This is a genomic window from Streptomyces sp. NPDC001348, from assembly GCF_053597535.1.
This window is the reverse complement of the sequence record NZ_JBSFIK010000005.1, coordinates 297172-317408: the sequence shown is the minus strand read 5'-3', so window position 1 is coordinate 317408 and position 20237 is coordinate 297172. Positions and strand designations below refer to the sequence as shown.

General features: G+C 72.9%; 18 protein-coding genes, 1 tRNA gene and 1 pseudogene. 10 read left to right on the top strand and 10 right to left on the bottom strand.

Annotated elements, in window-relative coordinates; all coding sequences use genetic code 11:
- A pseudogene (locus ACWC21_RS08250) lies at nucleotides 1–88 on the bottom strand (gluconokinase); the annotation flags it as partial.
- 139 nt (nucleotides 89–227) lie between these two features.
- On the opposite strand from ACWC21_RS08250, the gene ACWC21_RS08245 reads away from it, so the two are divergent.
- A complete protein-coding gene (locus ACWC21_RS08245; RefSeq protein WP_450879337.1) occupies nucleotides 228–929 on the top strand; it encodes a FadR/GntR family transcriptional regulator in 702 nt (233 codons plus the stop codon).
- Between the two features lie 21 nt (nucleotides 930–950).
- Here the strand turns inward: ACWC21_RS08245 and ACWC21_RS08240 are convergent, their stop codons facing one another.
- From ACWC21_RS08240 to ACWC21_RS08220, 5 genes are all read right to left on the bottom strand, one after another.
- The gene (locus ACWC21_RS08240) at nucleotides 951–1169 is read right to left on the bottom strand and encodes a hypothetical protein (protein ID WP_450879335.1); all 219 of its coding nucleotides are present in this window, start codon (nucleotides 1167–1169) and stop codon (nucleotides 951–953) included.
- Nucleotides 1166–1537: a YchJ family protein gene (locus ACWC21_RS08235; RefSeq protein ID WP_450879333.1), complete on the bottom strand. Its 372-nt coding sequence runs from the start codon at nucleotides 1535–1537 to the stop codon at nucleotides 1166–1168. The genes ACWC21_RS08240 and ACWC21_RS08235 overlap by 4 nt, the downstream gene beginning before the upstream one ends.
- Before the next feature lie 13 nt (nucleotides 1538–1550).
- The gene (locus tag ACWC21_RS08230; protein ID WP_450879331.1) at nucleotides 1551–2894 is read right to left on the bottom strand and encodes a M1 family metallopeptidase; all 1344 of its coding nucleotides are present in this window, start codon (nucleotides 2892–2894) and stop codon (nucleotides 1551–1553) included.
- Between the two features lie 77 nt (nucleotides 2895–2971).
- The gene (locus ACWC21_RS08225) at nucleotides 2972–6838 is read right to left on the bottom strand and encodes a Pls/PosA family non-ribosomal peptide synthetase (RefSeq protein WP_450879329.1); all 3867 of its coding nucleotides are present in this window, start codon (nucleotides 6836–6838) and stop codon (nucleotides 2972–2974) included.
- 385 nt (nucleotides 6839–7223) lie between these two features.
- Nucleotides 7224–7311, bottom strand: a tRNA-Leu gene (locus ACWC21_RS08220).
- Nucleotides 7312–7506: 195 nt separating this feature from the next.
- Here ACWC21_RS08220 and ACWC21_RS08215 point away from each other — a divergent pair.
- From ACWC21_RS08215 to ACWC21_RS08205, 3 genes are all read left to right on the top strand, one after another.
- A complete protein-coding gene (locus ACWC21_RS08215; protein ID WP_450879327.1) occupies nucleotides 7507–8832 on the top strand; it encodes a M20/M25/M40 family metallo-hydrolase in 1326 nt (441 codons plus the stop codon).
- 160 nt (nucleotides 8833–8992) lie between these two features.
- Nucleotides 8993–9226, top strand: coding sequence for a chaplin ChpH (gene chpH, locus ACWC21_RS08210; protein ID WP_388794886.1), 234 nt, complete (start codon nucleotides 8993–8995; stop codon nucleotides 9224–9226).
- 114 nt (nucleotides 9227–9340) lie between these two features.
- Complete coding sequence (locus ACWC21_RS08205; protein ID WP_450879325.1) at nucleotides 9341–10420, top strand: chaplin family protein; 1080 nt, start codon at nucleotides 9341–9343, stop codon at nucleotides 10418–10420.
- A gap of 79 nt (nucleotides 10421–10499) precedes the next feature.
- On the opposite strand, the gene ACWC21_RS08200 is transcribed toward ACWC21_RS08205, so the two are convergent.
- A complete protein-coding gene (locus ACWC21_RS08200) occupies nucleotides 10500–10688 on the bottom strand; it encodes a DUF5703 family protein (RefSeq protein ID WP_030053310.1) in 189 nt (62 codons plus the stop codon).
- 47 nt (nucleotides 10689–10735) lie between these two features.
- Between ACWC21_RS08200 and ACWC21_RS08195 the strand changes: the two genes are divergently transcribed.
- Nucleotides 10736–11431: a hypothetical protein gene (locus ACWC21_RS08195; RefSeq protein WP_450879323.1), complete on the top strand. Its 696-nt coding sequence runs from the start codon at nucleotides 10736–10738 to the stop codon at nucleotides 11429–11431.
- A gap of 60 nt (nucleotides 11432–11491) precedes the next feature.
- Here the strand turns inward: ACWC21_RS08195 and ACWC21_RS08190 are convergent, their stop codons facing one another.
- Together ACWC21_RS08190 and ACWC21_RS08185 are read right to left on the bottom strand one after the other, a co-directional pair.
- Nucleotides 11492–13744, bottom strand: coding sequence for a helix-hairpin-helix domain-containing protein (locus tag ACWC21_RS08190; RefSeq protein ID WP_450879321.1), 2253 nt, complete (start codon nucleotides 13742–13744; stop codon nucleotides 11492–11494).
- Nucleotides 13741–14724: an aldo/keto reductase gene (locus tag ACWC21_RS08185; protein WP_450879319.1), complete on the bottom strand. Its 984-nt coding sequence runs from the start codon at nucleotides 14722–14724 to the stop codon at nucleotides 13741–13743. Before ACWC21_RS08185 ends, ACWC21_RS08190 begins: the two co-directional genes overlap by 4 nt.
- Before the next feature lie 163 nt (nucleotides 14725–14887).
- Between ACWC21_RS08185 and ACWC21_RS08180 the strand changes: the two genes are divergently transcribed.
- A complete protein-coding gene (locus ACWC21_RS08180) occupies nucleotides 14888–15943 on the top strand; it encodes an LLM class F420-dependent oxidoreductase (RefSeq protein WP_450879317.1) in 1056 nt (351 codons plus the stop codon).
- Between the two features lie 239 nt (nucleotides 15944–16182).
- A complete protein-coding gene (locus ACWC21_RS08175; protein WP_450879315.1) occupies nucleotides 16183–16971 on the top strand; it encodes a ferritin-like domain-containing protein in 789 nt (262 codons plus the stop codon).
- A 9-nt stretch (nucleotides 16972–16980) separates the two neighbouring features.
- Here the strand turns inward: ACWC21_RS08175 and corA are convergent, their stop codons facing one another.
- Entirely contained in the window at nucleotides 16981–17979 is a 999-nt protein-coding gene (gene corA, locus ACWC21_RS08170; protein WP_450879311.1) for a magnesium/cobalt transporter CorA, read from the bottom strand.
- Between the two features lie 62 nt (nucleotides 17980–18041).
- On the opposite strand from corA, the gene ACWC21_RS08165 reads away from it, so the two are divergent.
- The 3 genes from ACWC21_RS08165 (at nucleotide 18042) to ACWC21_RS08155 (ending at nucleotide 20176) form a co-directional block, all read left to right on the top strand.
- Nucleotides 18042–18728: a histidine phosphatase family protein gene (locus ACWC21_RS08165; RefSeq protein WP_450879309.1), complete on the top strand. Its 687-nt coding sequence runs from the start codon at nucleotides 18042–18044 to the stop codon at nucleotides 18726–18728.
- Between the two features lie 75 nt (nucleotides 18729–18803).
- The gene (locus tag ACWC21_RS08160) at nucleotides 18804–19394 is read left to right on the top strand and encodes a DUF3090 domain-containing protein (RefSeq protein WP_389147767.1); all 591 of its coding nucleotides are present in this window, start codon (nucleotides 18804–18806) and stop codon (nucleotides 19392–19394) included.
- Entirely contained in the window at nucleotides 19358–20176 is an 819-nt protein-coding gene (locus ACWC21_RS08155; RefSeq protein ID WP_450879306.1) for an SCO1664 family protein, read from the top strand. The genes ACWC21_RS08160 and ACWC21_RS08155 overlap by 37 nt, the downstream gene beginning before the upstream one ends.
- The last annotated feature ends 61 nt before the right edge of the window (nucleotides 20177–20237 follow it).

The following is a 20237-nucleotide window of genomic DNA, read 5'->3' as shown; positions in this document are numbered from 1 at the left end:
CGCCGAGCCGGGCGGCGAGCAGTGGACCGATGGTGGTCTTGCCCGTGCCGGCGACGCCCATGACCACGACGACGTGGGGGGTGCGCATCTCTGCCTCGCTGTCCTCATCGACATCCGACGCCAACGGCGCCGACGACACTGAAACCGATTAGGTACGACGAATTCAAGAGGCTGTCGCAAATAAGTCTGACTTTTTGGTCCCGTGATCCACCACGTACGCTGAGTGCATGACCACACCGGGCCGGGGGCTGCACGGCCGCGTACTGGACACCCTCGGCCCCGCCATCACCGCGGGCGAGTACCCGCCGGGCAGCGTTCTGCGCACGGACGAGCTGGCGCAGGGTTTCGACGTCTCACGCTCCGTGATGCGCGAGGCGGTACGGGTGCTCGAGTCCATGCACCTGGTCGAGTCCCGGCGCCGCGTCGGCGTCACGGTCCGCCCCCGGCGCGAGTGGAACGTCTACGACCCCCAGGTCATCCGCTGGCGCCTGGCGGGCGCCGACCGCCCGCACCAGCTGCGCTCACTGACCGTCCTGCGCTCCGCGGTCGAACCGGTGGCGGCCGGCCTCGCCGCGAGGAACGCCACGGCCGAGCAGTGCGCCGAGCTCACCGAGTGCGCCCTCGGCATGGTGGCCAACTCCCGCGGACAGCGGCTGGAGGGCTACCTGGTCCACGACGTCGCCTTCCACCGGGTGATCCTCACCGCCTCCGGCAACGAGATGTTCGCACGCCTCGGCGACGTCGTCGCCGAGGTCCTCACCGGACGCACCGAGCACGAGGTCATGTTCGAGGACCCCGACCCGGCCGCCGTCACCCTGCACGTCCAGCTCGCCGAGGCGGTCCGCGCCGGCGACGCGCCCCGCGCCGAGCAGCTGACCAGGGAGATCACCGCGGGCGCCCTGCAGGAACTGGACGTCCTGGCGCCCTGACCCGGCGCCTGCCGGCAGCCCCTAGGGGTGTTGCGCGGCCACCACGACGTACGCGCAGGCGGCGACCGCGCCCAGGAAGGCGACGGCGACGGCGATCACCGTGCAGCCGAGCAGCCCTGAGACACCGGTGATCGCCGCCCACCCGAACCGCGTCGCGCGTTCGGCCCGCCGGACCGCTTCTCGGTGATCACCGCCGTCGCACCGGTCGCGACCGTCGTCGTACCGGCCGCGCTCAGTCATCCGGGGAATTCGCCGTCGACATACACCCACGCCCCGTCCACCCGCTCGAACCGGCTCCGCTCGTGCAGCGAACCACCCCGGTAGGAGGCCCGGAAGGTCACCGTCCCGGTGGAGTGGAAGGCCGACCCGTCCGTGGTGTCCAGCACCTCCAGCCCCGTCCACTTCATCCCCGGATCGAGGTCGAGCCGCGCGGGCCGTGTCCGCGGATGCCAGGTGCGCAGCAGATAACCCGCGTCCCCCTTCACGAACGCGCTGTACCGCGACCGCATCAGCGCCTCGGCACTCGGCGCGGCGACGCCGGCGTGATAGCGGCCGCAGCACTTCTCGTACGGCTCGGACAGCCCGCACGGGCAGGAACACGAGGTCATGGACACCATTGTCCTAGACGGCTACCCGCGCGTCCGGCCCGGGCAGCGGAGGCAGCCGTGTCTCGTGCAGCCACGCCGTGAACAGGTCGTGCAGCGGCTCGTCCGTGAAGCGCGCGGCGTGTGCGGTGAAGGCCGTCGTCGACGCGGCACCGCCCCGGTGCAGCCGCGTCCACTCGCGCAGCATCCGGAAGAACACCTCGTCGCCCAGCGCGCAGCGCACCGCGTGCACGGCGAGGCCGCCACGCTCGTAGAGCCGGTCGTCGAACATCAGCTTGCGGCCCGGGTCGGCCAGCCGCAGGTCCTGCGGCAGCGACGACAGCAACCGGTGCGCGGACGCGGCGTGCTGATGGGCACTGCGGCCGCCCGAGCGCTCCGACCACAGCCACTCCGCGTACTTGGCGAACCCCTCGTTCAGCCAGATGTGCCGCCAGTCGGCGATGGACACGCTGTTGCCGAACCACTGGTGGGCCAGCTCGTGCGCGACCAGCCGCTCCCAACCCCGCGCCCCGTCCACATGGTTGGCGCCGAACAGCGACAACCCCTGTGCCTCCACGGGCACATCGAGCTCCTCCTCCGTGACCACCACCGCGTACTCGTCGAAGGGGTACGGACCGAACAGCTCCTGGAACAGCTCCATCATCGCCGGCTGGCGGGCGAAGTCACGGGAGAAGCGGGGCAGCAGATGCGCCGGGATGTGCCCGTGCTGCGGGACGCCCTCCGGCCCCGGGTCGCCGAGCAGCACCGTCTGGTACTTGCCGATCGCCAGCCCGACGAGATAGCTGGACGTGGGCGCCGACTGCTCGTACACCCACGTGGTCGTCGAGGCCTTCGTCGTACGGGTCAGCAGCCGCCCGCCCGCCACCACCGCGTACGCCGACGGCGTGGTGACGGAGATCTGGTACGAGGCCTTGTCGGCGGGCCGGTCGTTGCACGGGTACCACGACGGTGCCCCCACCGGCTGGCTCGCCACCAGCGCCCCGTCCTCCAGCTCCTCCCAGCCGATCCCGCCGAAGGGGCTGGTGACGGGCTTGGGATTGCCCGACCACTGCACCTCGACCGTGAACGCCGCACCGGCACGCACCGGTTTCGCGGGACGGACCCGCAACCTGCTGGCCCGGTGGGTGTAGTGCGGCTGACGGCCGTCCACGCGGACCCGGCCCACCCGGAAGTCGGCCAGGTTCAGCTGGAACTCGGTCAGCGGCGAACGGCCCGCTATCGCGTTGATACGAGCCGTGCCCGACAGCCGGTTCGGGCCCGGGCGGTAGTCCAGCGCCAGTTCGTAGCGGTGCGCCCGGTACCGGGGGTCACCGTTGTCCGGGAAGTACGGGTCCCGTCCCGCCGACTGCTGCACTGCCACCGCTGTGTCCGCTCCCTGCGCCGCGCCGCCACTCCGTGCCGCCGGAACACCGCTCACCGGTCCCGAGTGACCCGCGTTCACGGACGCCATGCCTCGATCGGGTTGCCGAGCCAGCGGGTGCCGTCCGGAACGGACTCCGCGGCCATGACGAGCGACGCGGGACCCAGCGTCGTACGGGCCCCGATCGTGCTGCCGGGCAGCACGATCCCGCCAGGGCCCAGCGTCGCGCCCTCACGGAGGACCACAGTATCCGTCCGCAAGATCCGGTCGTGGAAGAGGTGGGTCTGGAGCACGCAGCCGCGGTTCACGGTGGCCGCGTCCTCCAGGGTCACCAGGTCGGTCTCGGGCAGCCAGTAGCTCTCCACCCACACGCCCCGCCCGATCCGCGCACCGAGCCCACGCAGCCACGCGGTCATCAGCGGCGTCCCCGGCACCGAACCCGCCAGCCACGGCACGGCCAGCACCTCGACGAAGGTGTCCGCCAGCTCGTTGCGCCACACGAAGCCGCTCCACAGCGGGTGCTCCCCGCCGCGGTGCCGGCCCACCAGCAGCCACTTCGCCACGACCGAGACGAGACCGGCCGCCGCACCCGCGGCCAGCAGCACCAGCCCGGACAGCAGCGGGGCCCAGGCGCCCAGCAGGCACAGCGCCGCCACCGTGAGCACGGCCAGCGCGGCCGAGCACAGCACCGGCACGATCCGGCAGGCCTCCACCAGACCACGCGCCCACAGCAGCCGGGCCGGCGGATCGTACGTACGGCTGTGGTCGCCGTCGCTCGCGCTGCGCGGCAGCCGCACCGGCGGAAGTCCCAGGTAGGAACTGCCCTTCTTCGCGTTCTTCGGAGTCGCCGACAGCACCCCGACCAGTCCCCCGTCCGGCAGGGCCCGGCCCGGCGCGGTCATCCCGGAGTTCCCCAGGAAGGCCCGCCGCCCGATCTCCGCACGCCCGATCCGCAGCCAGCCGCCGCCCAGCTCGTACGGCGCGGTCAGCGTGTCGTCCGCCAGGAACGCGCCCTCGCCGACCGTGGTCAGGCTGGGCAGCGCCAGGACCGTCGACACCTCGGCACCCCGCCCGATCCGCATCCCGAGCAGCCGCAGCCACACCGGCGTGACCAGCCCGGCGTACAGCGGGAACAGCGTCTCCCGGGACCGGTCCATCAGCTGTGTGACGGTCCACGCCTGCCAGCCGACCCGGCCGTGCGTCGGGTGCGTGCCCTCCCGCAGCCCCAGGCTCAGCAACCGTACGGCGACGAGGACCAACAGCGCGTACACCAGCCCGAAGGCCAGCGTGGCCGGGACCAGTGCGAGCACCGCACCCCGCAGGGCCGCGGCCGCACCGGCACCCGGCGCCACGAACACCCCGGCCACAGCGATCGCGGCGATACCCGCGACCACCGGCAGCAGGGTCAGCCCGGCACCGGAGACGCCGTACATGAACCGCCAGAACGTCCCGCGCCGCGGCCGGTCCTTCGGCCGGTTCCGCTTGGCCCTGCCCAGCTTGACCGCGGGTGCGCCGGCCCACCGCTGCCCGGTCGGGACCTGCCCGGTGACCGCCGAACCCGGCGCCACCTCGGCCCGCTTGCCGACCCGGGCACCCGGGAAGAGCATGCTGCGGGTGCCGACGACGGCGTGCGCGCCGACCTTCACCGGACCGATCTCCAGCCGGTCGCCGTCCAGCCAGTACCCGCACAGGTCGACCTCGGACTCCACGGCCGCGCCCCGGCCCAGCTTGAGCATGCCGGTGACCGGCGGCAGCGAGTGCAGGTCCACGTCCTGCCCGACCTTGGCGCCCAGCGCCCGCGCGTACCGCTGCAGCCAGGAACCCGTCAGCGAGGTCGCCCCGCTGAACTCGGCCAGCCGCTCGGCGGCCCACAGCCGCAGGTGCACGCCGCCCCCGCGCGGGTACCGGCCGGGCCGCACACCGCGCAGCAGCAGCCGCGCCCCGCCCGCGGCGACCGCCAGCCGGCCCGGCGGGCTGAACAGCAGGACGGCGCCGGCCGCGACCAGCCACCACGGGGCGGTCGGCAGCCACGAGTAACCGGGCAGCAGGTTCCCCAGCGCGGCCAGCGCCACCGTCCAGCGCAGCCCCAGCAGCGTGAACAGCGGCACGAGCAGCAGCAGCTGGATCACCTTGGCCCGCGTCGGCACCGGCGCGATCGTGCGCCGGGCGCCGTCGTCCTGAGCCGACTTCTCCAGCCGGCGGGCCAGCTTGCGCAGGGTGGACTGCTGGTAGATGTCGAGGACGGCCGCGCTCGGGTAGCGGGTGCGCAGCCGGGTGGTCAGCTGGGCGGCGGCCAGGCTGCCGCCGCCGATCGCGAAGAAGTCGTCGGAGGCGCTGGTCACCGGGATGCCGAGGACCTCCGTCCACTGCTCGGCGAGCCAGGCCTCGGTGCCGTAGAGCTGCTCGGCCGGACCGCCGGTCTCCAGGCCGTCCAGCGGCCAGGGGAGCGCGTTCCGGTCGACCTTGCCGCTGGTGCGGGTCGGCAGATCGCCGACGGGGGCGAGCAACGGCACCAGCGCGGCGGGCAGCTCGGCGCGCAGCCGCTCGACGGCCGCCGCCTGGTCCCAGCCCTCCTGGGTGACGATGTAGCCGACGAGAAGCTGGTTGCCGCTGCGGGCGGTGCGCACGGCGGCGGCGGCCCCCGCCACGCCGGGCAGCGCCTGCAGCGCGGCGTCCACCTCGCCGAGCTCGATGCGCCGCCCGCCGAGCTTGATCTGCTCGTCGGCGCGCCCGAGGAACACCAGCCCTTCGGGATCGGCCTTGACCAGGTCACCGCTGCGGTACGCCCGCTCCCAGCCCAGCGACCGAAGCGGCGCGTACTTCTCCGCGTCCTTCTCGGCATCGAGATACCGGGCGAGCCCCACCCCGCCGATCACCAGCTGTCCGCTGCCGCCCATCGGCACGGGCTCCCCGGCCTCGTCGACGACGGCCAGTTCCCAGCCGTTCAGCGGCAACCCGATCCGGACCGGCTCCTCGCCCGACATCAGCGAGGCGCACGCGACGACGGTCGCCTCGGTCGGCCCGTACGTGTTCCAGACCTCGCGCCCCTCGGTCACGAGCCGCTGCACCAGCTCGGGCGGGCAGGCCTCACCGCCGAAGATCAGCAGACGTACGTCGCTCAGGGCCTCCGGCTCCCACAGGGCCGCCAGCGTCGGCACCGTGGAGACGACGGTGATCTCCTGCTCGACCAGCCAGGGCCCGAGGTCGGCGCCGCTGCGGACCTGCGACCGGGGCACCGGGACCAGACAGGCGCCGTACCGCCACGCCAGCCACATCTCCTCGCAGGACGCGTCGAACGCGACGGACAGCCCCGCCATCACCCGGTCGCCCGGCCCTACGGGGTCGTCGGTGAGGAACAGCGCGGCCTCGGCGTCCACGAACGCGGCGGCGCTGCGGTGGGTGACGGCGACGCCCTTGGGCTTCCCGGTCGAGCCGGAGGTGAAGATGATCCACGCGTCGTGCTCCACGCCCGGCCGGGCGGCCGGGACGTCGCCGCGTCCGGTGACGGCCAGCTCGTGCCCGGCCCCGACGACGGCCCGCACCCGCGCCTCCCCGAACACCAACTCGGCCCGCTCGTCCGGGTCCTCGGCGTCCACGGGAACGTAGGCGGCACCCGCGGCGAGCACGGCGAGGATCGCGACGTACAGGTCGTTGGTCCCGGACGGGACGCGAACGCCCACCCGGTCACCGAGGCCGACCCCGGCGGCGGCGAGCCGACGCCGCAACCGCTCCACCTCGGCGGCCAGCGCACGGTAGGTGAGCTGTGCCGCCCCGTCGTCCAGGGCGAGTTCGTCCGGGTACGAGCGCACGGACGCCTCGAAGACGTCCACGAGCGTGCGCGGGGAAGCCGCCTGCCCACCGGAGAAGCGTGCCGTGTCACCGAACCGCCGGCGGATCTCTTCGTCGAGCAGGCCGAGAGCACTGCCCTCGTGTATGGCTGCCATCGGGTCCTCGCGTCTCGTTCCCGGAAGCCTCCGGGGCGCTGGCGGGCCCGCAGGTATGCCTGGGGTTGTCCGGGTCCAGCTCCGTAACAAGCCGGAAATATTAGTACGACGCTAGGCATTGGGCCTGTTCGCGGCCACTGGGGTGGGCCGTTCGGGGGAGCGGTGAGGGTCGGTCAGAAGCCGTTGACCTCATGGTCTTCGGCCACGAGGAGAGATGGCCCACAAAGGCCGCCGAGGGCCGGGAAACACCCGTCGCGCGGTGCGGAGGCGGACTGTTCACGGACGGGCCGCCCGCTCTGAGCCGCCCGTGGGGAACCGCGCGCCGGCAGTTGACGGCACCGCGCCCCTGACATGCGAAAGACCCCTGCTGAGCAGGGGTCCCGACTGGTGTCCGAGGGGGGACTTGAACCCCCACGCCCGATAAAGGGCACTAGCACCTCAAGCTAGCGCGTCTGCCATTCCGCCACCCGGACAAGGTGTCTGTCGCGCGGGTCTCCCTCGCGGCGACACAGGAAACACTACCAGGCTTTCGGGGGTGGCCGATCACACCCCGTGCCGCCGCCCGCCCGAGCGTGAACGGCCCGTGACGGGCCGGGGGCCGGTCTTGGGGCCGCGGCGGGCGGGGAGGGAGTATGAGAGGAACCGACCAGACAGCGGGAGGAAGCAGCGTGAGCGAGACGGACACGGCCAAGGGCGTCACCGGCGAGGACGAGGTCGTGGACCTCTGCCGCGAGCTGATCCAGATCGACACCAGCAACTACGGCGACCACTCGGGCCCCGGCGAGCGCACGGCCGCCGAGTACGTCGCCGAGAAGCTCGCCGAGGTGGGACTGGACCCGAAGATCTTCGAGTCGCACCCCGGGCGGGCGTCGACCGTGGCCCGGATCGAGGGCGAGGACCCCTCCCGGCCCGCGCTGCTGATCCACGGCCATCTCGACGTGGTACCCGCCAACGCCGCCGACTGGACCCACGACCCCTTCTCCGGGGAGGTCGCCGACGGGTGCGTGTGGGGTCGCGGGGCCGTCGACATGAAGGACATGGACGCGATGACGCTGGCGGTCGTGCGGGACAGGCTGCGCAGCGGGCGCCGGCCGCCCCGGGACATCGTGCTGGCCTTCCTCGCGGACGAGGAGGCGGGCGGCACGTACGGGGCGCGGTACCTCGTCGACCACCACCGTGAGCTCTTCGACGGGGTCACCGAGGCGATCAGCGAGGTCGGCGGGTTCTCGTTCACGGTCAGTGAGCAGCGGCGGCTGTACCTGATCCAGACCGCCGAGAAGGGCATGCACTGGATGAAGCTGACCGTGGCCGGCACCGCCGGGCACGGGTCGATGATCCACCGGGACAACGCCATTACCGAGCTGTCGGAGGCCGTGGCACGCCTGGGCCGGCACAGGTTCCCGGTGCGGGTCACCAAGACCACGCGGGCCTTCCTCGACGAGCTCGGCGACGCGCTCGGCACCGAGCTGGACCCCGAGGACATGGAGTCCACGCTCGCCCGGCTCGGCGGCATCGCCAAGCTGATCGGCGCGACCCTGAGCAACACGGCCAACCCCACGCAGCTGGGCGCCGGCTACAAGGTCAACGTCATTCCGGGCGAGGCCACCGCGCACGTCGACGGGCGGTTCCTGCCGGGGCACGAGGAGGAGTTCCTCGCCGACCTCGACCGGATCCTGGGGCCGAAGGTGAAGCGGGAGGACGTGCACGCCGACAAGGCCGTCGAGACCACCTTCGACGGGGCGCTGGTCGAGGCCATGCAGTCCGCGCTGCTGGCCGAGGACCCGGCCGCCAAGGCCATCCCGTACATGCTCTCGGGCGGTACGGACGCCAAGTCCTTCGACGACCTCGGCATCCGCGGCTTCGGCTTCGCGCCGCTGAAACTGCCGCCCGAGCTGGACTTCGCGGGCATGTTCCACGGGGTGGACGAGCGGGTGCCGGTGGACGGGCTGAAGTTCGGCGTGCGGGTGCTCGACCGGTTCATCGACGCGTCCTGAGGCACGCGTGGTGACGTATTGGGCTGAGCTATTCGGGCGCCCGTACGAGTTCGACTGAGAAGAGTGAATGCGACCATAAGCTCGTAGCTCCATTACTCCCTCCTCGTTACAGGTAATGCGATCAGCGACACGAGATCGCTTTTGCCAACAAGGAGGAATAATGCTCAAGAAGGTCGTCGCCGCTGCGGCTGCCACCGGTGGTCTGGTTCTCGCGGGTGCGGGTCTGGCCGTCGCCGATTCGGGTGCCCACGGTGCCGCCGTGCACTCCCCGGGTGTCGCTTCCGGCAACGTCGTCCAGGTTCCGGTCCACGTCCCGGTGAACGTGTGCGGCAACACGATCTCCGTGATCGGGCTGCTGAACCCCGCCTTCGGCAACACCTGCGTCAACAAGTGACGTCGTCTCTCTGAGGGGCGTTTCACGCGTCGGCCCCGGAGCGCGCGCCATGCGCTCCGGGGCCGATCGCTCTTCTGTGAAATCCAGGAAATGAAGGCAGGGGGGAATTCAGCTATGCGACAGGCTACCCGAAAGGGTCTGATGACCATGGCGGCCGCGACCGGCGTGTTGGCCGCCGCCGGTGGCTACGCCCACGCGGACTCCGGCGCGACCGGCTCCGCGTCCCACTCGCCGGGCGTACTGTCCGGCAACACCGTCCAGGCGCCGGTGCACGTGCCGGTGAACGTCTGCGGCAACACCGTGAACGTCGTAGGGGTGCTCAACCCCGCGGTGGGCAACAAGTGCACCAACCACGGCGGCGGCCACTCCTCGGAGGAGCACGGCGGCTACGGCCACGGCGGCTACGGCCACGGAGGCTACGGGCACGGAGGCTCGAGTCACGACGGCGCCCACGCGGGCGGGTACACCGGCGGTTCGCCGGGGGTCGCTTCCGGCAATGTCGTCCAGGTCCCGGTCGACGTCCCGGTGAACGTGTGCGGGAACAGCGTCGACGTGGTGGGCTTGCTCAACCCGGCGGTGGGCAACGAGTGCGCCAACCACGGTGGCGCCGGTCACGGCGGGGCCCATGCGGGCGGGTACACCGGTGGTTCGCCGGGGGTCGGCTCGGGCAACCACGTCCAGGTTCCGGTCGACGTCCCGGTGAACGTGTGCGGCAACAGCATCGGCGTCATCGGAGCCGGCAACTCCACCACGGGCAACCACTGCGCGGACAGCGGCAACGGTGACGGCCACGGCACGCCCCCGGGTCAGCCGGGCACGCCGGGCACTCCGGGTCACCCGGGCACTCCGGGCCAGCCGGGCACGCCGGGTCACCCGGGCCAGCCGGGTCACCCGGGCACTCCGGGCCAGCCCGGTCACCCGGGCACTCCGGGCCAGCCGGGCAACCCCGGCAGTCCGCAGCACCCGGGCACGCCTGGAACTCCGGGTCACCCCGGCAGTCCCCAGCACCCCGGCACGCCGGGCGGCTCCTCGCACGTCGGCGGGCAGGGCGGGCGCAGCGACGCCTCGTTGCCGGCCGCCGCGCAGCTCGCCCACACCGGCGGGGACCTGCCGCTCGGTGCGGTCCTGCCCGCGAGCGCGGGCGCGCTGCTGGCCGGTGCGGTGCTCTACCGCAGGGCGCGGGCCTCGGCGTGACCCACGACCGGTGCCTCCACCGGTGGAAACGGAGGGGGCCCCGCCGATGCGGTGCCCCCTCCGTACCGGTCGTGCCGCCTCACCACGTGGCGCGCACCTGACGGATGATCCGCCGGCGCAACCGCACCTTGCGGCTGCCGTCCCGCAGCAGGCTCAGTCGGTCCAACTCCCAGTGTCCGTACTCGGCATGGTCCGTCAGCAGTCGGGTGGCGTCCTTGCGGGAGACCCCGCGAGGCACGTACACGTCGACAAATTCGTATTCCGGCATCGCATCTATTGTGCGGGCTGGGGCCCGGTACGGATAGCGTCTGCACTATGTCTGATGCTGCGCAGCCCACCGCTGCCGAGGTACGCGCCGCCGCCGAGGCGGTCAAGACCGCCCTCGACCGTCACCTGGCCGCGGTCGAACGCAGGTCGGGGGAGGACGACCCCGCCGTCTACGAGGCGTTCAACCAGCTGGCGGCGGCCGCCGAGGTGTACGACGAGCTGCTCTACGACCGCTACGACGAGGTGACCCCCTTCGAGATCCCCGCCGCCGAGGAATCGCTGCCACCGTACGCGGGCCCCGAGGAACCGAACGGGATCAGCGTGCTGATCCGCCGCGACTACGCCGTGGCGGAACCCCAGCGGCTGCGCGCACAGGCCCAGCGGATCGAGGCGGCCGACCACGAGGACGGCGACGACGGCTCCGACACGATCCACGGGGCGCTGGGCATCCTCTTCGGCGAGTTCGAACCGGACGAGATCGCCTCCCGGCACAAGGAGTTCGGCCTCGAGGAGGGCGACTCCACGCTCTGGGTGACCGCCGCCGAAGAACCGGCCGAACCGGGCGAATGGCTGGAAGCCCCCTTCGAGCAGGTCGACCAGCAGCGGGTGGTGTGCCGCTTCGACGTCAGCGCCGTCTTCGACGACGAGACCGACGACGACGGCGAAGAGGCCGACGAGATCGACGAACTGGCGGCGGAGCTCGACGAGGACGAGGACCTGGAGCCCCTGGACGCCGACCGCTGACCCGGCCGGGCCGGCGGTGCCGCACGGGCCCTCGGGCCGGTACGGCACCGCCGGCCCGGATCACCCGGCCGCCGGAACCTGCGTTCTCAGCAGCACCGGCAGACGTGTCGTCCGCGGCTTCGCCACGACCTCCGCGACGGCCCTGGGCAGCGCCTGCTCGACCCCGTGCACCACGGACAGATGCCGGCTCGCCCGCCCGAAGGCCGTGTACACCCAGGGCCGGCTGAGCGCCTGGGCCGCGTCGCCGGGCAGCACCACGACCACCGCGGGCCACCGGCCGCCCACCGCCTGGTGCGCGGTCAGCGCCCACCCGTGCCGTACGGACTGCTCCACCCGCTCCCGCGGCACGACCACGGGCACGCCCGCGCACGACAGGTGCAGCCCTTCGGCGTCCGCGTTCACCACCCGGCCCGGCAGCGTACGGCCGGGAGCGGGGGAGTAGGCGACCCGGTCGCCGGGGTCGAAGCCGCCGAAGCGGCCGGGGCCCGGGTTGAGCCGTTCCTTGAGCGCCGCGTTCAGCACTCGGGTGCCCGCGGCGCCCCCGTGTCCCGGGGTGATCACCACCGTCTGCTCGGCCGGGACGCCGATGGCCCGCGGCACCGAGTCGGCGACCAGCTGCACCGTCCGGTGCACGGCCTCGCCCGCGTCCCGGACCGGCACGATCACGATCTCCTTGCCGGGGGCCTCCACCTGGTTCAGCTCGCCGACCCCGACGCCGGAGACCAGCTCGCCGAGCGGACCCGGATCGGGGACCCGGGACGCCACCTGCGGGCAGACACGGGCGGCGAGCAGGTCGGCGAAGACCCGGCCGGGCCCGGCCGACCACAGCACCGCCGGATCCCCGCTCAGCACCAGGCGGGCGCCGTCGGGCAGCGACTCCACGATCACCGCCGCGCTCTCCACGTCGAGCTGCGGGGCGTCCAGCACGATCAACAGGTTCAGGTCCAGGCTGCCCTCGGCATCCCGGCCGGGACCCTCGGTGCCGGCCAGCAGACCGGGAACCGTCACGACCCGGCCGTCGTCCTCCCGTTCGCCGTCGGCGCCGAGCAGGGCGGCGAACCTGTGCCGTCCGTCCGGCGTGTGGCAGGCCGCGACGGCCCGCAGCCCGGCCGCCCGGGCAGCGCTGAGCAGCGCCGCCGGTTCGGCACGGGCCGCCTCGCCGCCCGTGTGCAGTACCAGGCCGTGCCCGGCCACGGCACGGACCAGCTCGGCGGCCCCGCCGGGCGCCGTCACCGCCTGCCACTCCTCGGACGCTTCCTTGGACGGTGCGTTGACCAGACGGGCCAGACCGTCGGCGAGGCTCTCCTCGGCGAGCGCGTACCGCTCCAGGCCGGCCAGGACGCGCACCGGGCGCTGCTCCTCGCCCTCCGCCCCATCCTCCTGAGCCGGGGCGGCCGGGGCACCGGGCTCATCGAGCGCGTCCTGGAACACCAGGGCCTCACCCTCCGCGATCGCGCTCCGCACGGTCGCCTCCGGGTCCGGTACGGCCCGCTGGGCCAGGGCCTCGGTGAGCGCGGACAGCTCCAGGGCGGTGTGCCCGGCCAGGGCCGCCTGCTCCAGCAGCCAGACCGTCGTCGCCCGGCCCCGCCGCTCGTCGTCCGGTCCGCACTCCGCGCCGAGCAGCGCCCGCGCGAAGCCGTCGGCCTGCTCCGGCCGCACGCCCGTCACCCGGAGCAACTGCCAGGGATCGGCCCGCAGCACCGTGTCGGCGCCCTCACCGAGGGCCGCGGCGACCTGCGGGGCGAGGGCGTCCGGCGCACCGCCGTCCGCCAGGACGCGCCGTACGGCCTCCACGGTGTCCGGCGCGGGCGCGGGCGCGGGCGCGGGGGCGGCGGCCGGTGCCGGCTCCGGCCTGCGCACGGGCTCGGTGGCCGGCCTGCGCGGGGCGGGCGCGGGCTCGGCGAACACCGCGGCGGCCGGCTTCTCGCCGCTCTCCACCGCCCGCACGGCCGCGAGCAGATCGGCGGCCGTGCCGCTCAGCTTGCCGCCGCTCTCGATCGGCCCCTGCCGCTCCGCCTTACGTCGCGCGATCCGCTCCCGCTCGAGCCGCTGCGCCGCCAGCTCGGCCTCCGCCTCGGACAGCTGGGCGGCGGTGTCCTCGGACGCCCCACTCGCGCCCCCCGGGCCGGCCTCCCCGTCGCCCGGTCCCGCGGTGGGCGGGGCGGGATCCGCCGCCTCCCCGGCGAGGGCGTCCGCGCCGGCGGTCTCCGCGGCCTCTTCGCCGGCCCCGGTCGCCCCGGGTGTGCTGTCCGGGGTCCCGGTGCCTTCTGCCGATCCGTCGGAGACCCCCGAGGTCTCCGGGTCCGTGCTCACAGCGTGCTCCAGTCGTGATCGGGATAGCGGTGCACGGGCGCCGACACGTCGTCGAGCGCCCGGCAGATCTCGTCAGGAAGACTAAGGGCCTCCACCGACAACGCCGCCGTGAGCTGCTGCGCGTTGCGCGCTCCGACGATCGGCGCGGCGACGCCCGGACGGTCCCGCACCCAGGCGAGGGCGACCTGCAGCGGGGTCACCGCGAGTCCGTCCGCCGCCGTCGTCACGGCGTCCACGATGCGGGTAGCCGTGTCGTCGAGGTACGGCGCGACGAACGGCGCCAGGTGCTCCGAGGCGCCGCGCGAGTCCGCCGGGGTGGAGTTGCGGTACTTCCCGGTCAGCACCCCGCGCCCGAGCGGCGAGGACGGCAGCAGCCCCACCCCGAGGTCCAGCGCGGCCGGCAGCACCTCGCGCTCGATACCGCGCTGGAGCAGCGAGTACTCCATCTGCGTACCCGCCAGCCGGGTCCGTGTCCCCGGCGCGGCGAGCTGCCAGGTCGCCGCCTTCGCCAGCTGCCAGCCGCAGAAGTTGGAGACGCCCACGTAACGGGCGCGGCCGCTGCTCACCGCCAGGTCCAGGGCCTGCAGCGTCTCCTCCAGCGGGGTGTCCGGGTCGAAGGCGTGCACCTGCCACAGATCCACGTGGTCGGTGCCGAGGCGGGCCAGGGAGGCGTCCAGCGCGGCGAGCAGATGACCCCGCGAGCCGTCGAAACGGCGGTCGGGGTCGGGCACGCTCCCCGCCTTCGTGGAGATGACCAGGTCCCGGCGCGGCACGAGCCCTTCCAGGAGCTGCCCGAGCAGATACTCGGCCTCTCCGGCGCCGTAGACGTCCGCGGTGTCGACGAGGGTCCCGCCCGCCTCCCAGAACGCCTTCAGCATGTCCGCGGCGTCGTGCTCGTCGGTGTCCCGGCCCCAGGTGAGGGTGCCCAGCCCGATCCGGGACACGCGCAGGCCGGTACTGCCCAGATGCCTCTGCTCCATGCTGGCCGAGATTACTGGCCGGGACTGGTGCGTGGGCTGCCTGTGGATAACCGATTTCCCGCCCTGGCCGGGGCCTGCGCACCCCCCGTCCGGCACCATCGTCCGGCCGCCCGCGCTAGGGTCGCCCCCACAGAGACGTTACCGACGGGTAAGGGGATCGGCCATGCAGCTCGGGATCAACCTCGGCTACTGGGGCGCGGGAATGGACGCGGACAATCTGGCGGTGGCGCAGGAGGCCGACCGGCTCGGCTACGCCGTCTGCTGGGCCGCCGAGGCGTACGGCTCCGACGCGGCCACCGTGCTCAGCTGGGTCGCCGCGCAGACCGAGCGCATCGACGTCGGCTCCGCCATCTTCCAGATCCCGGCCCGGCAGCCCGCGATGACCGCGATGACCGCGGCGACGCTCGACTCGCTCTCCGGCGGCCGCTTCCGGCTCGGTCTCGGTGTCTCCGGGCCGCAGGTCTCCGAGGGCTGGTACGGCGTCAAGTTCGACAAGCCGCTGGCGCGTACCCGCGAGTACGTGGAGATCGTACGGAAGGCGATGACCCGGGAGCGGCTGACGTACGAGGGCGAGCACTGGACGCTGCCGCTGCCCGGCGGCCCCGGCAAGCCGATCAAGCTGACCGTGCACCCGCAGCGCGAGCACATCCCGCTGTACATCGCCGCCATCGGGCCGAAGAACCTCGAGCAGACCGGTGAGATCGCCGACGGAGCACTGCTGATCTTCCCCTCCGCCGAGCACCTCGAGGACACCACGACCAAGTACCTGCGGGCCGGGCGTGAGAAGGCCGGGAAGACCATGGACGGCTTCGACGTCTGCCCGACCCTGCCGCTGGCCGTCGGCGACGACAAGGACGTGTCCCGGCTCGCCGACGTCTTCCGCCCCTACACCGCCCTGTACGTGGGCGGCATGGGCAGCGCCAAGCAGAACTTCTACAACCAGCTCGCCCGGCGCATGGGGTACGAGAAGGAGGCCGCCGAGATCCAGGAGAAGTACCTCTCCGGGGACAAGCAGAGCGCCGCGGCCGCGATCCCGCACGACCTCATCGACAAGACCACGCTGCTGGGTTCCGTGGACCGCATCGCCGACCGGATGAAGGCCTACGCCGCGGCCGGCGTCACCACCCTCAGCCTCGCCCCGGCCGGCTTCACCCTCGACGAGCGCCTCGCCTCCCTCCGCGCCGGCACCGAGGCACTGGAGCGTGCGGGCCTGGCGTAGGGCCTGTCCGGCGGACCATGCCGCAGCGCAGGGGTTCTTCACGGCCGTGGTGGGGGCTCGGGGGTCTTCCCCGCCACGGCCGTCACGGGGAACAACGCGCCCGGGTCCGCGCGGTTACGCCCCCGCCGCGACCCCGGTGCTCCTTCTTCCGGCCCACTCGGCCCGCACAGGTGTTGCAGCACCCGCGATGCCGCATTTGACTCGTTCTCTGCGGATTCCTGCGGAAAGGCGGCCCACCCATGCTGTCGGCGAAGAGTGTGTTCCAGGAGATCCTCGACAACGACGAGTCCTTCCGGCTCTTCTGCTCCATCGCGGCGAGCGGCGAGGCGCAGGGCGGCTGGGAGAACGGGCGGATCGCCGCGCTGGTACCGGAGGGCGAACAGGCGCTCGTCCCCAAGATCACCCGCCACGGTGCCGACGAGGACAAGCACGGGCGGATCTTCAACGCCCTCCTGCGCAACCGCGGTCTGGAACCGGTCCCCGTCCCCCCCGCGACCGACTACACGATGCTCCTCGAGCGGCGCGGTATCGGCCTCGCCCACGACAAGCTCCGCGGGGACGAGCCGCTGAGCGTGCGGGACCTCATCGTCTACCTGGCGCACAGCCGGGTCACCGAACAGCGGGCCGCCGACCAGATGGCCCTGCTCCGCAGGCACTTCGCCGACCACCCCCGGGTCGGCAAGGCCTTCCGCATGATCTGCGACGACGAGGCCAACCACCTCGCCTACACCCACGAGGAACTGCTGCGCTTCGCGGCCTCCGGTTACGGCAGGCTGATCCGGCGCACCCTGCGCGAGTGCGCGCTCGCCGAGATCCGCGTCCACCGGGACGTGAGTCTGGCCGTCATGGCCCGCATGGGGCGCATCCTCGGCTGGTCGAACGCCAGGCGCGCGGCGCTCGCGGCCGGCATCCACGCCGCGTACGCCTACGAGCGCGCCGCGGGCTGGCGGCGCATGGTGTCGCTGCGCACGCCCGACCGCCGTGATCCGCTCGGCGGCCCCGCGACCACCGCCCCGGAGTTCGCCTGAGCCGCCCGCTCACAGCCATCCGCGCCGCTTGAACAGCCGGTACAGCAGCACCTCCAGAGCGGCCATCGCCACGATCACCGTCGGATACGACCACACCCAGTGCAGTTCCGGCATGTGCTCGAAGTTCATGCCGTAGATGCCCGCGATCATCGTGGGGATCGCGGCCATCGCCGCCCACGCGGAGATCTTCCGCATGTCGTCGTTCTGCCGGACGCCGGTCTGCGCCAGATGGGCCGACAGGATGTCCGACACCAGCCGGTCCAGGCCCTCCACGGACTCGTTCACGCGCGTGAGGTGGTCGGAGACGTCCCGGAAGAAGGGCCGGGCCTTGTCGTCCACGAAGGCCACCCCGCCGCCGCCCGTCGGCCCGGTGCCGGCCAGCCGCGTCAGCGGCAGCGCCAGCGGGCCCGTCGCCCGGCGGAACTCCAGGACCTGCCGCTTGAACGTGTAGATCCGGGAGGCGGTGTTGCGCGAACCGCCCACCTCCGGCGAGAACACCTCCGCCTCCAGTTCCTCCAGGTCGGTCTGCAGCTCGGTCGCCACCTCCAGGTAGTGGTCGACGGTGGCGTCGGCGATCGCGTACAGCACGGAGGTCGGGCCCTTCTCCAGCAGCTCCGGCTCCTCCTCCAGACGCCGCCGCACTGCCGCCAGCGGAGAACCCTCACCGTGCCGGACGGTCACCGCGAACCCGTCACCGACGAAGATCATCACCTCGCCGGTGGAGACGGCGTCGCTCTCGGGCTCGTACACGACCGGCTTGAGCACCACGAACAGCGAGTCGTCGTACACCTCCAGTTTGGGCCGCTGGTGCGCGTTGAGGGCGTCCTCGACGGCCAGCGGATGCAGCCCGAACTCCTCGGTGACGCGTTCGAACTCCTTCTCCGACGGCTCGTGCAGCCCGATCCACACGAACCCGCCCACCGCCCGCGCCGCGGCCAGCGCGTCGGACAGGTCGTCCAGGCCTTCACTGCGGTGCCCGTCCCGGTAGACGGCACAGTCGACGATCAAGAAACCCAACCTCCTGTTGCCAGCACTCCGCCGCACAGCGATGTGCGCCTACGCTGGTCCGCATGCCCACGCTGATCCTCGTAAGGCACGGACGTTCCACCGCCAACACCGCCGGACTGCTCGCCGGCTGGACGCCCGGCGTCGCCCTGGACGAACGCGGGGCCGCACAGGCCGCCGCGCTGCCCGGGCGACTCGACGGGCTGCCCCTCTCCGAGGTCGTCACCAGCCCTCTGCAGCGCTGCCAGGAAACCATCCGTCCGCTGCTCGACGCCCGGCCGGACCTGCCCGTGCACACCGACGAACGGATCGGGGAATGCCACTACGGCGACTGGTCCGGCCGCAAGCTCGCAGAGCTCGCGGACGAGCCGCTGATGCAGGTGGTGCAGGCCCACCCCTCGGCCGCCGCGTTCCCCGGCGGCGAGTCCATGCGCGCCATGCAGACCCGCGCGGCCGAGGCCGTGCGGGAGTGGAACGCGCGCGTGGAGCGCGACCACGGCGCCGACGCCGCGTACCTCATGTGCTCGCACGGTGACATCATCAAGTCCCTCGTCGCCGACGCGCTCGGACTGCATCTCGACCTCTTCCAGCGGATCTCCGTGGAACCGTGTTCCATCACGGCGATCCGCTACACCCGCCTCAGGCCGTTTCTCGTTCGTCTCGGCGACACCGGGGATTTCGCCTCCCTTGCGCCCCGCGAGGAACCCACCGGGGATGACGCACCAGTGGGGGGCGGTGCGGGCGCACCGTGATCGTCGGGCGCAGTAGGGTGAAGCGTCCACACACACCCCCCTCCCGTCACACTATCGATCCAATGGAGACAGGACGTGTCCCGTCAGGTGTTCCTCTACGACCCACCGGACCGCTTCGTGGCCGGCACGGTCGGGCTGCCCGGGCGCCGTACGTTCTTCCTCCAGGCTTCCGCCGGCCCCCGGGTGACCAGCGTGGTCCTGGAGAAGACCCAGGTCGCCGCGCTCGCAGAGCGCATGGAAGAGCTCCTCGACGAGGTCGTACGCCGCAGCGGCGGCCAGGCCCCGGTCCCCGCGGTGACCCCCTCCGAGGTCGCCGACACCGCCCCGCTGGAGACTCCCATCGAGGAGGAGTTCCGCGTCGGCACCATGGCGCTGGCCTGGGACGGCGAGGAGCAGCGGATGATCGTCGAGGCCCAGGCCCTGGTCGAGCTGGACGCCGACTCCGAGGAGGACCTCGCGGAGGCGGAGGAGCGGCTGCTCCAGGACGAGGAGAACGGCCCCCCGATGCTGCGGGTCCGGCTCACCGGCGCGCAGGCCAGGGCCTTCGCCAAGCGCGCACTCGACGTCGTGAACGCCGGGCGGCCGCCGTGCCCGCTGTGCAGCCTCCCGCTCGACCCGGAAGGACACGTATGTCCGCGCCAGAACGGATACCGCCGCGGAGCATGACCGGCGCCGCCCTCCTCGCCGAGGGCGAGCTGACCGTGCGCGGACGCATCCGCGACGCCTCCAACGCGGCGCTGTACTGCACGGTGGCCCACGACGGCCAGGAAGCCACCTGCGTGTACAAGCCGGTCGCCGGGGAACGCCCGCTGTGGGACTTCCCCGACGGCACCCTCGCCGAGCGCGAGGTGGCCGCGTACGAGGTCTCCGAGGCGACCGGCTGGGGCCTGGTGCCGCCCACCGTGCTGCGCGAGGGACCGTACGGCGAGGGCATGGTCCAGCTGTGGATCGAGGCGGCCCCGGAGGCCGAACTGCTCGCCCTGGTGGACGCCGAGGAACCGGAACCGGGCTGGAAGGCCATCGGGTTCGCCGAGGTCGGCGAGGGGAGGACCGCGCTGCTCGTGCACGCCGACGACGAGCGGCTGCGCCGCCTCGCGGTACTGGACGCGGTGATCAACAACGCCGACCGCAAGGGCGGCCACCTGCTGCCCACCGCCGGCGGACCGCTCTACGGCATCGACCACGGGGTCACCTTCCACGTGGAGAACAAGCTGCGCACCCTACTGTGGGGCTGGGCCGGGGACCCCCTCACCCCGGAGGCCGTCGGCGTCCTCCAGGGACTCAAGGACGCCCTGTCGGACGACGGTGAACTCGCCCTGCGGCTGGCACGCCTGCTCACCACCGCCGAGGTCGAGGCCACACGCGCGCGTGTCGAGGCCCTGCTGGAATCCGGGAGACATCCCGAGCCGAGCGGCGAGTGGCCGGCGATACCCTGGCCGCCGGTGTAACAGCACACCCCGCCCCAGAACACAAGATCGCCTTTCCGGCCGAGCGGCCCGGTCCGGTTCG

Coding starts and splice junctions, on each gene's coding strand:
- ACWC21_RS08195 (WP_450879323.1), top strand. CDS start 10,736: ATGTCTGATGCTGCGCAGCCCACCGCTGCCGAGGTACGCGCCGCCGCC.
- ACWC21_RS08205 (WP_450879325.1), top strand. CDS start 9,341: ATGCGACAGGCTACCCGAAAGGGTCTGATGACCATGGCGGCCGCGACC.
- chpH (WP_388794886.1), top strand. CDS start 8,993: ATGCTCAAGAAGGTCGTCGCCGCTGCGGCTGCCACCGGTGGTCTGGTT.
- ACWC21_RS08185 (WP_450879319.1), bottom strand. CDS start 14,724: ATGGAGCAGAGGCATCTGGGCAGTACCGGCCTGCGCGTGTCCCGGATC.
- ACWC21_RS08225 (WP_450879329.1), bottom strand. CDS start 6,838: ATGGCAGCCATACACGAGGGCAGTGCTCTCGGCCTGCTCGACGAAGAG.
- ACWC21_RS08240 (WP_450879335.1), bottom strand. CDS start 1,169: ATGACTGAGCGCGGCCGGTACGACGACGGTCGCGACCGGTGCGACGGC.
- ACWC21_RS08180 (WP_450879317.1), top strand. CDS start 14,888: ATGCAGCTCGGGATCAACCTCGGCTACTGGGGCGCGGGAATGGACGCG.
- ACWC21_RS08235 (WP_450879333.1), bottom strand. CDS start 1,537: ATGACCTCGTGTTCCTGCCCGTGCGGGCTGTCCGAGCCGTACGAGAAG.
- ACWC21_RS08155 (WP_450879306.1), top strand. CDS start 19,358: ATGTCCGCGCCAGAACGGATACCGCCGCGGAGCATGACCGGCGCCGCC.
- ACWC21_RS08245 (WP_450879337.1), top strand. CDS start 228: ATGACCACACCGGGCCGGGGGCTGCACGGCCGCGTACTGGACACCCTC.
- ACWC21_RS08175 (WP_450879315.1), top strand. CDS start 16,183: ATGCTGTCGGCGAAGAGTGTGTTCCAGGAGATCCTCGACAACGACGAG.
- ACWC21_RS08165 (WP_450879309.1), top strand. CDS start 18,042: ATGCCCACGCTGATCCTCGTAAGGCACGGACGTTCCACCGCCAACACC.
- ACWC21_RS08200 (WP_030053310.1), bottom strand. CDS start 10,688: ATGCCGGAATACGAATTTGTCGACGTGTACGTGCCTCGCGGGGTCTCC.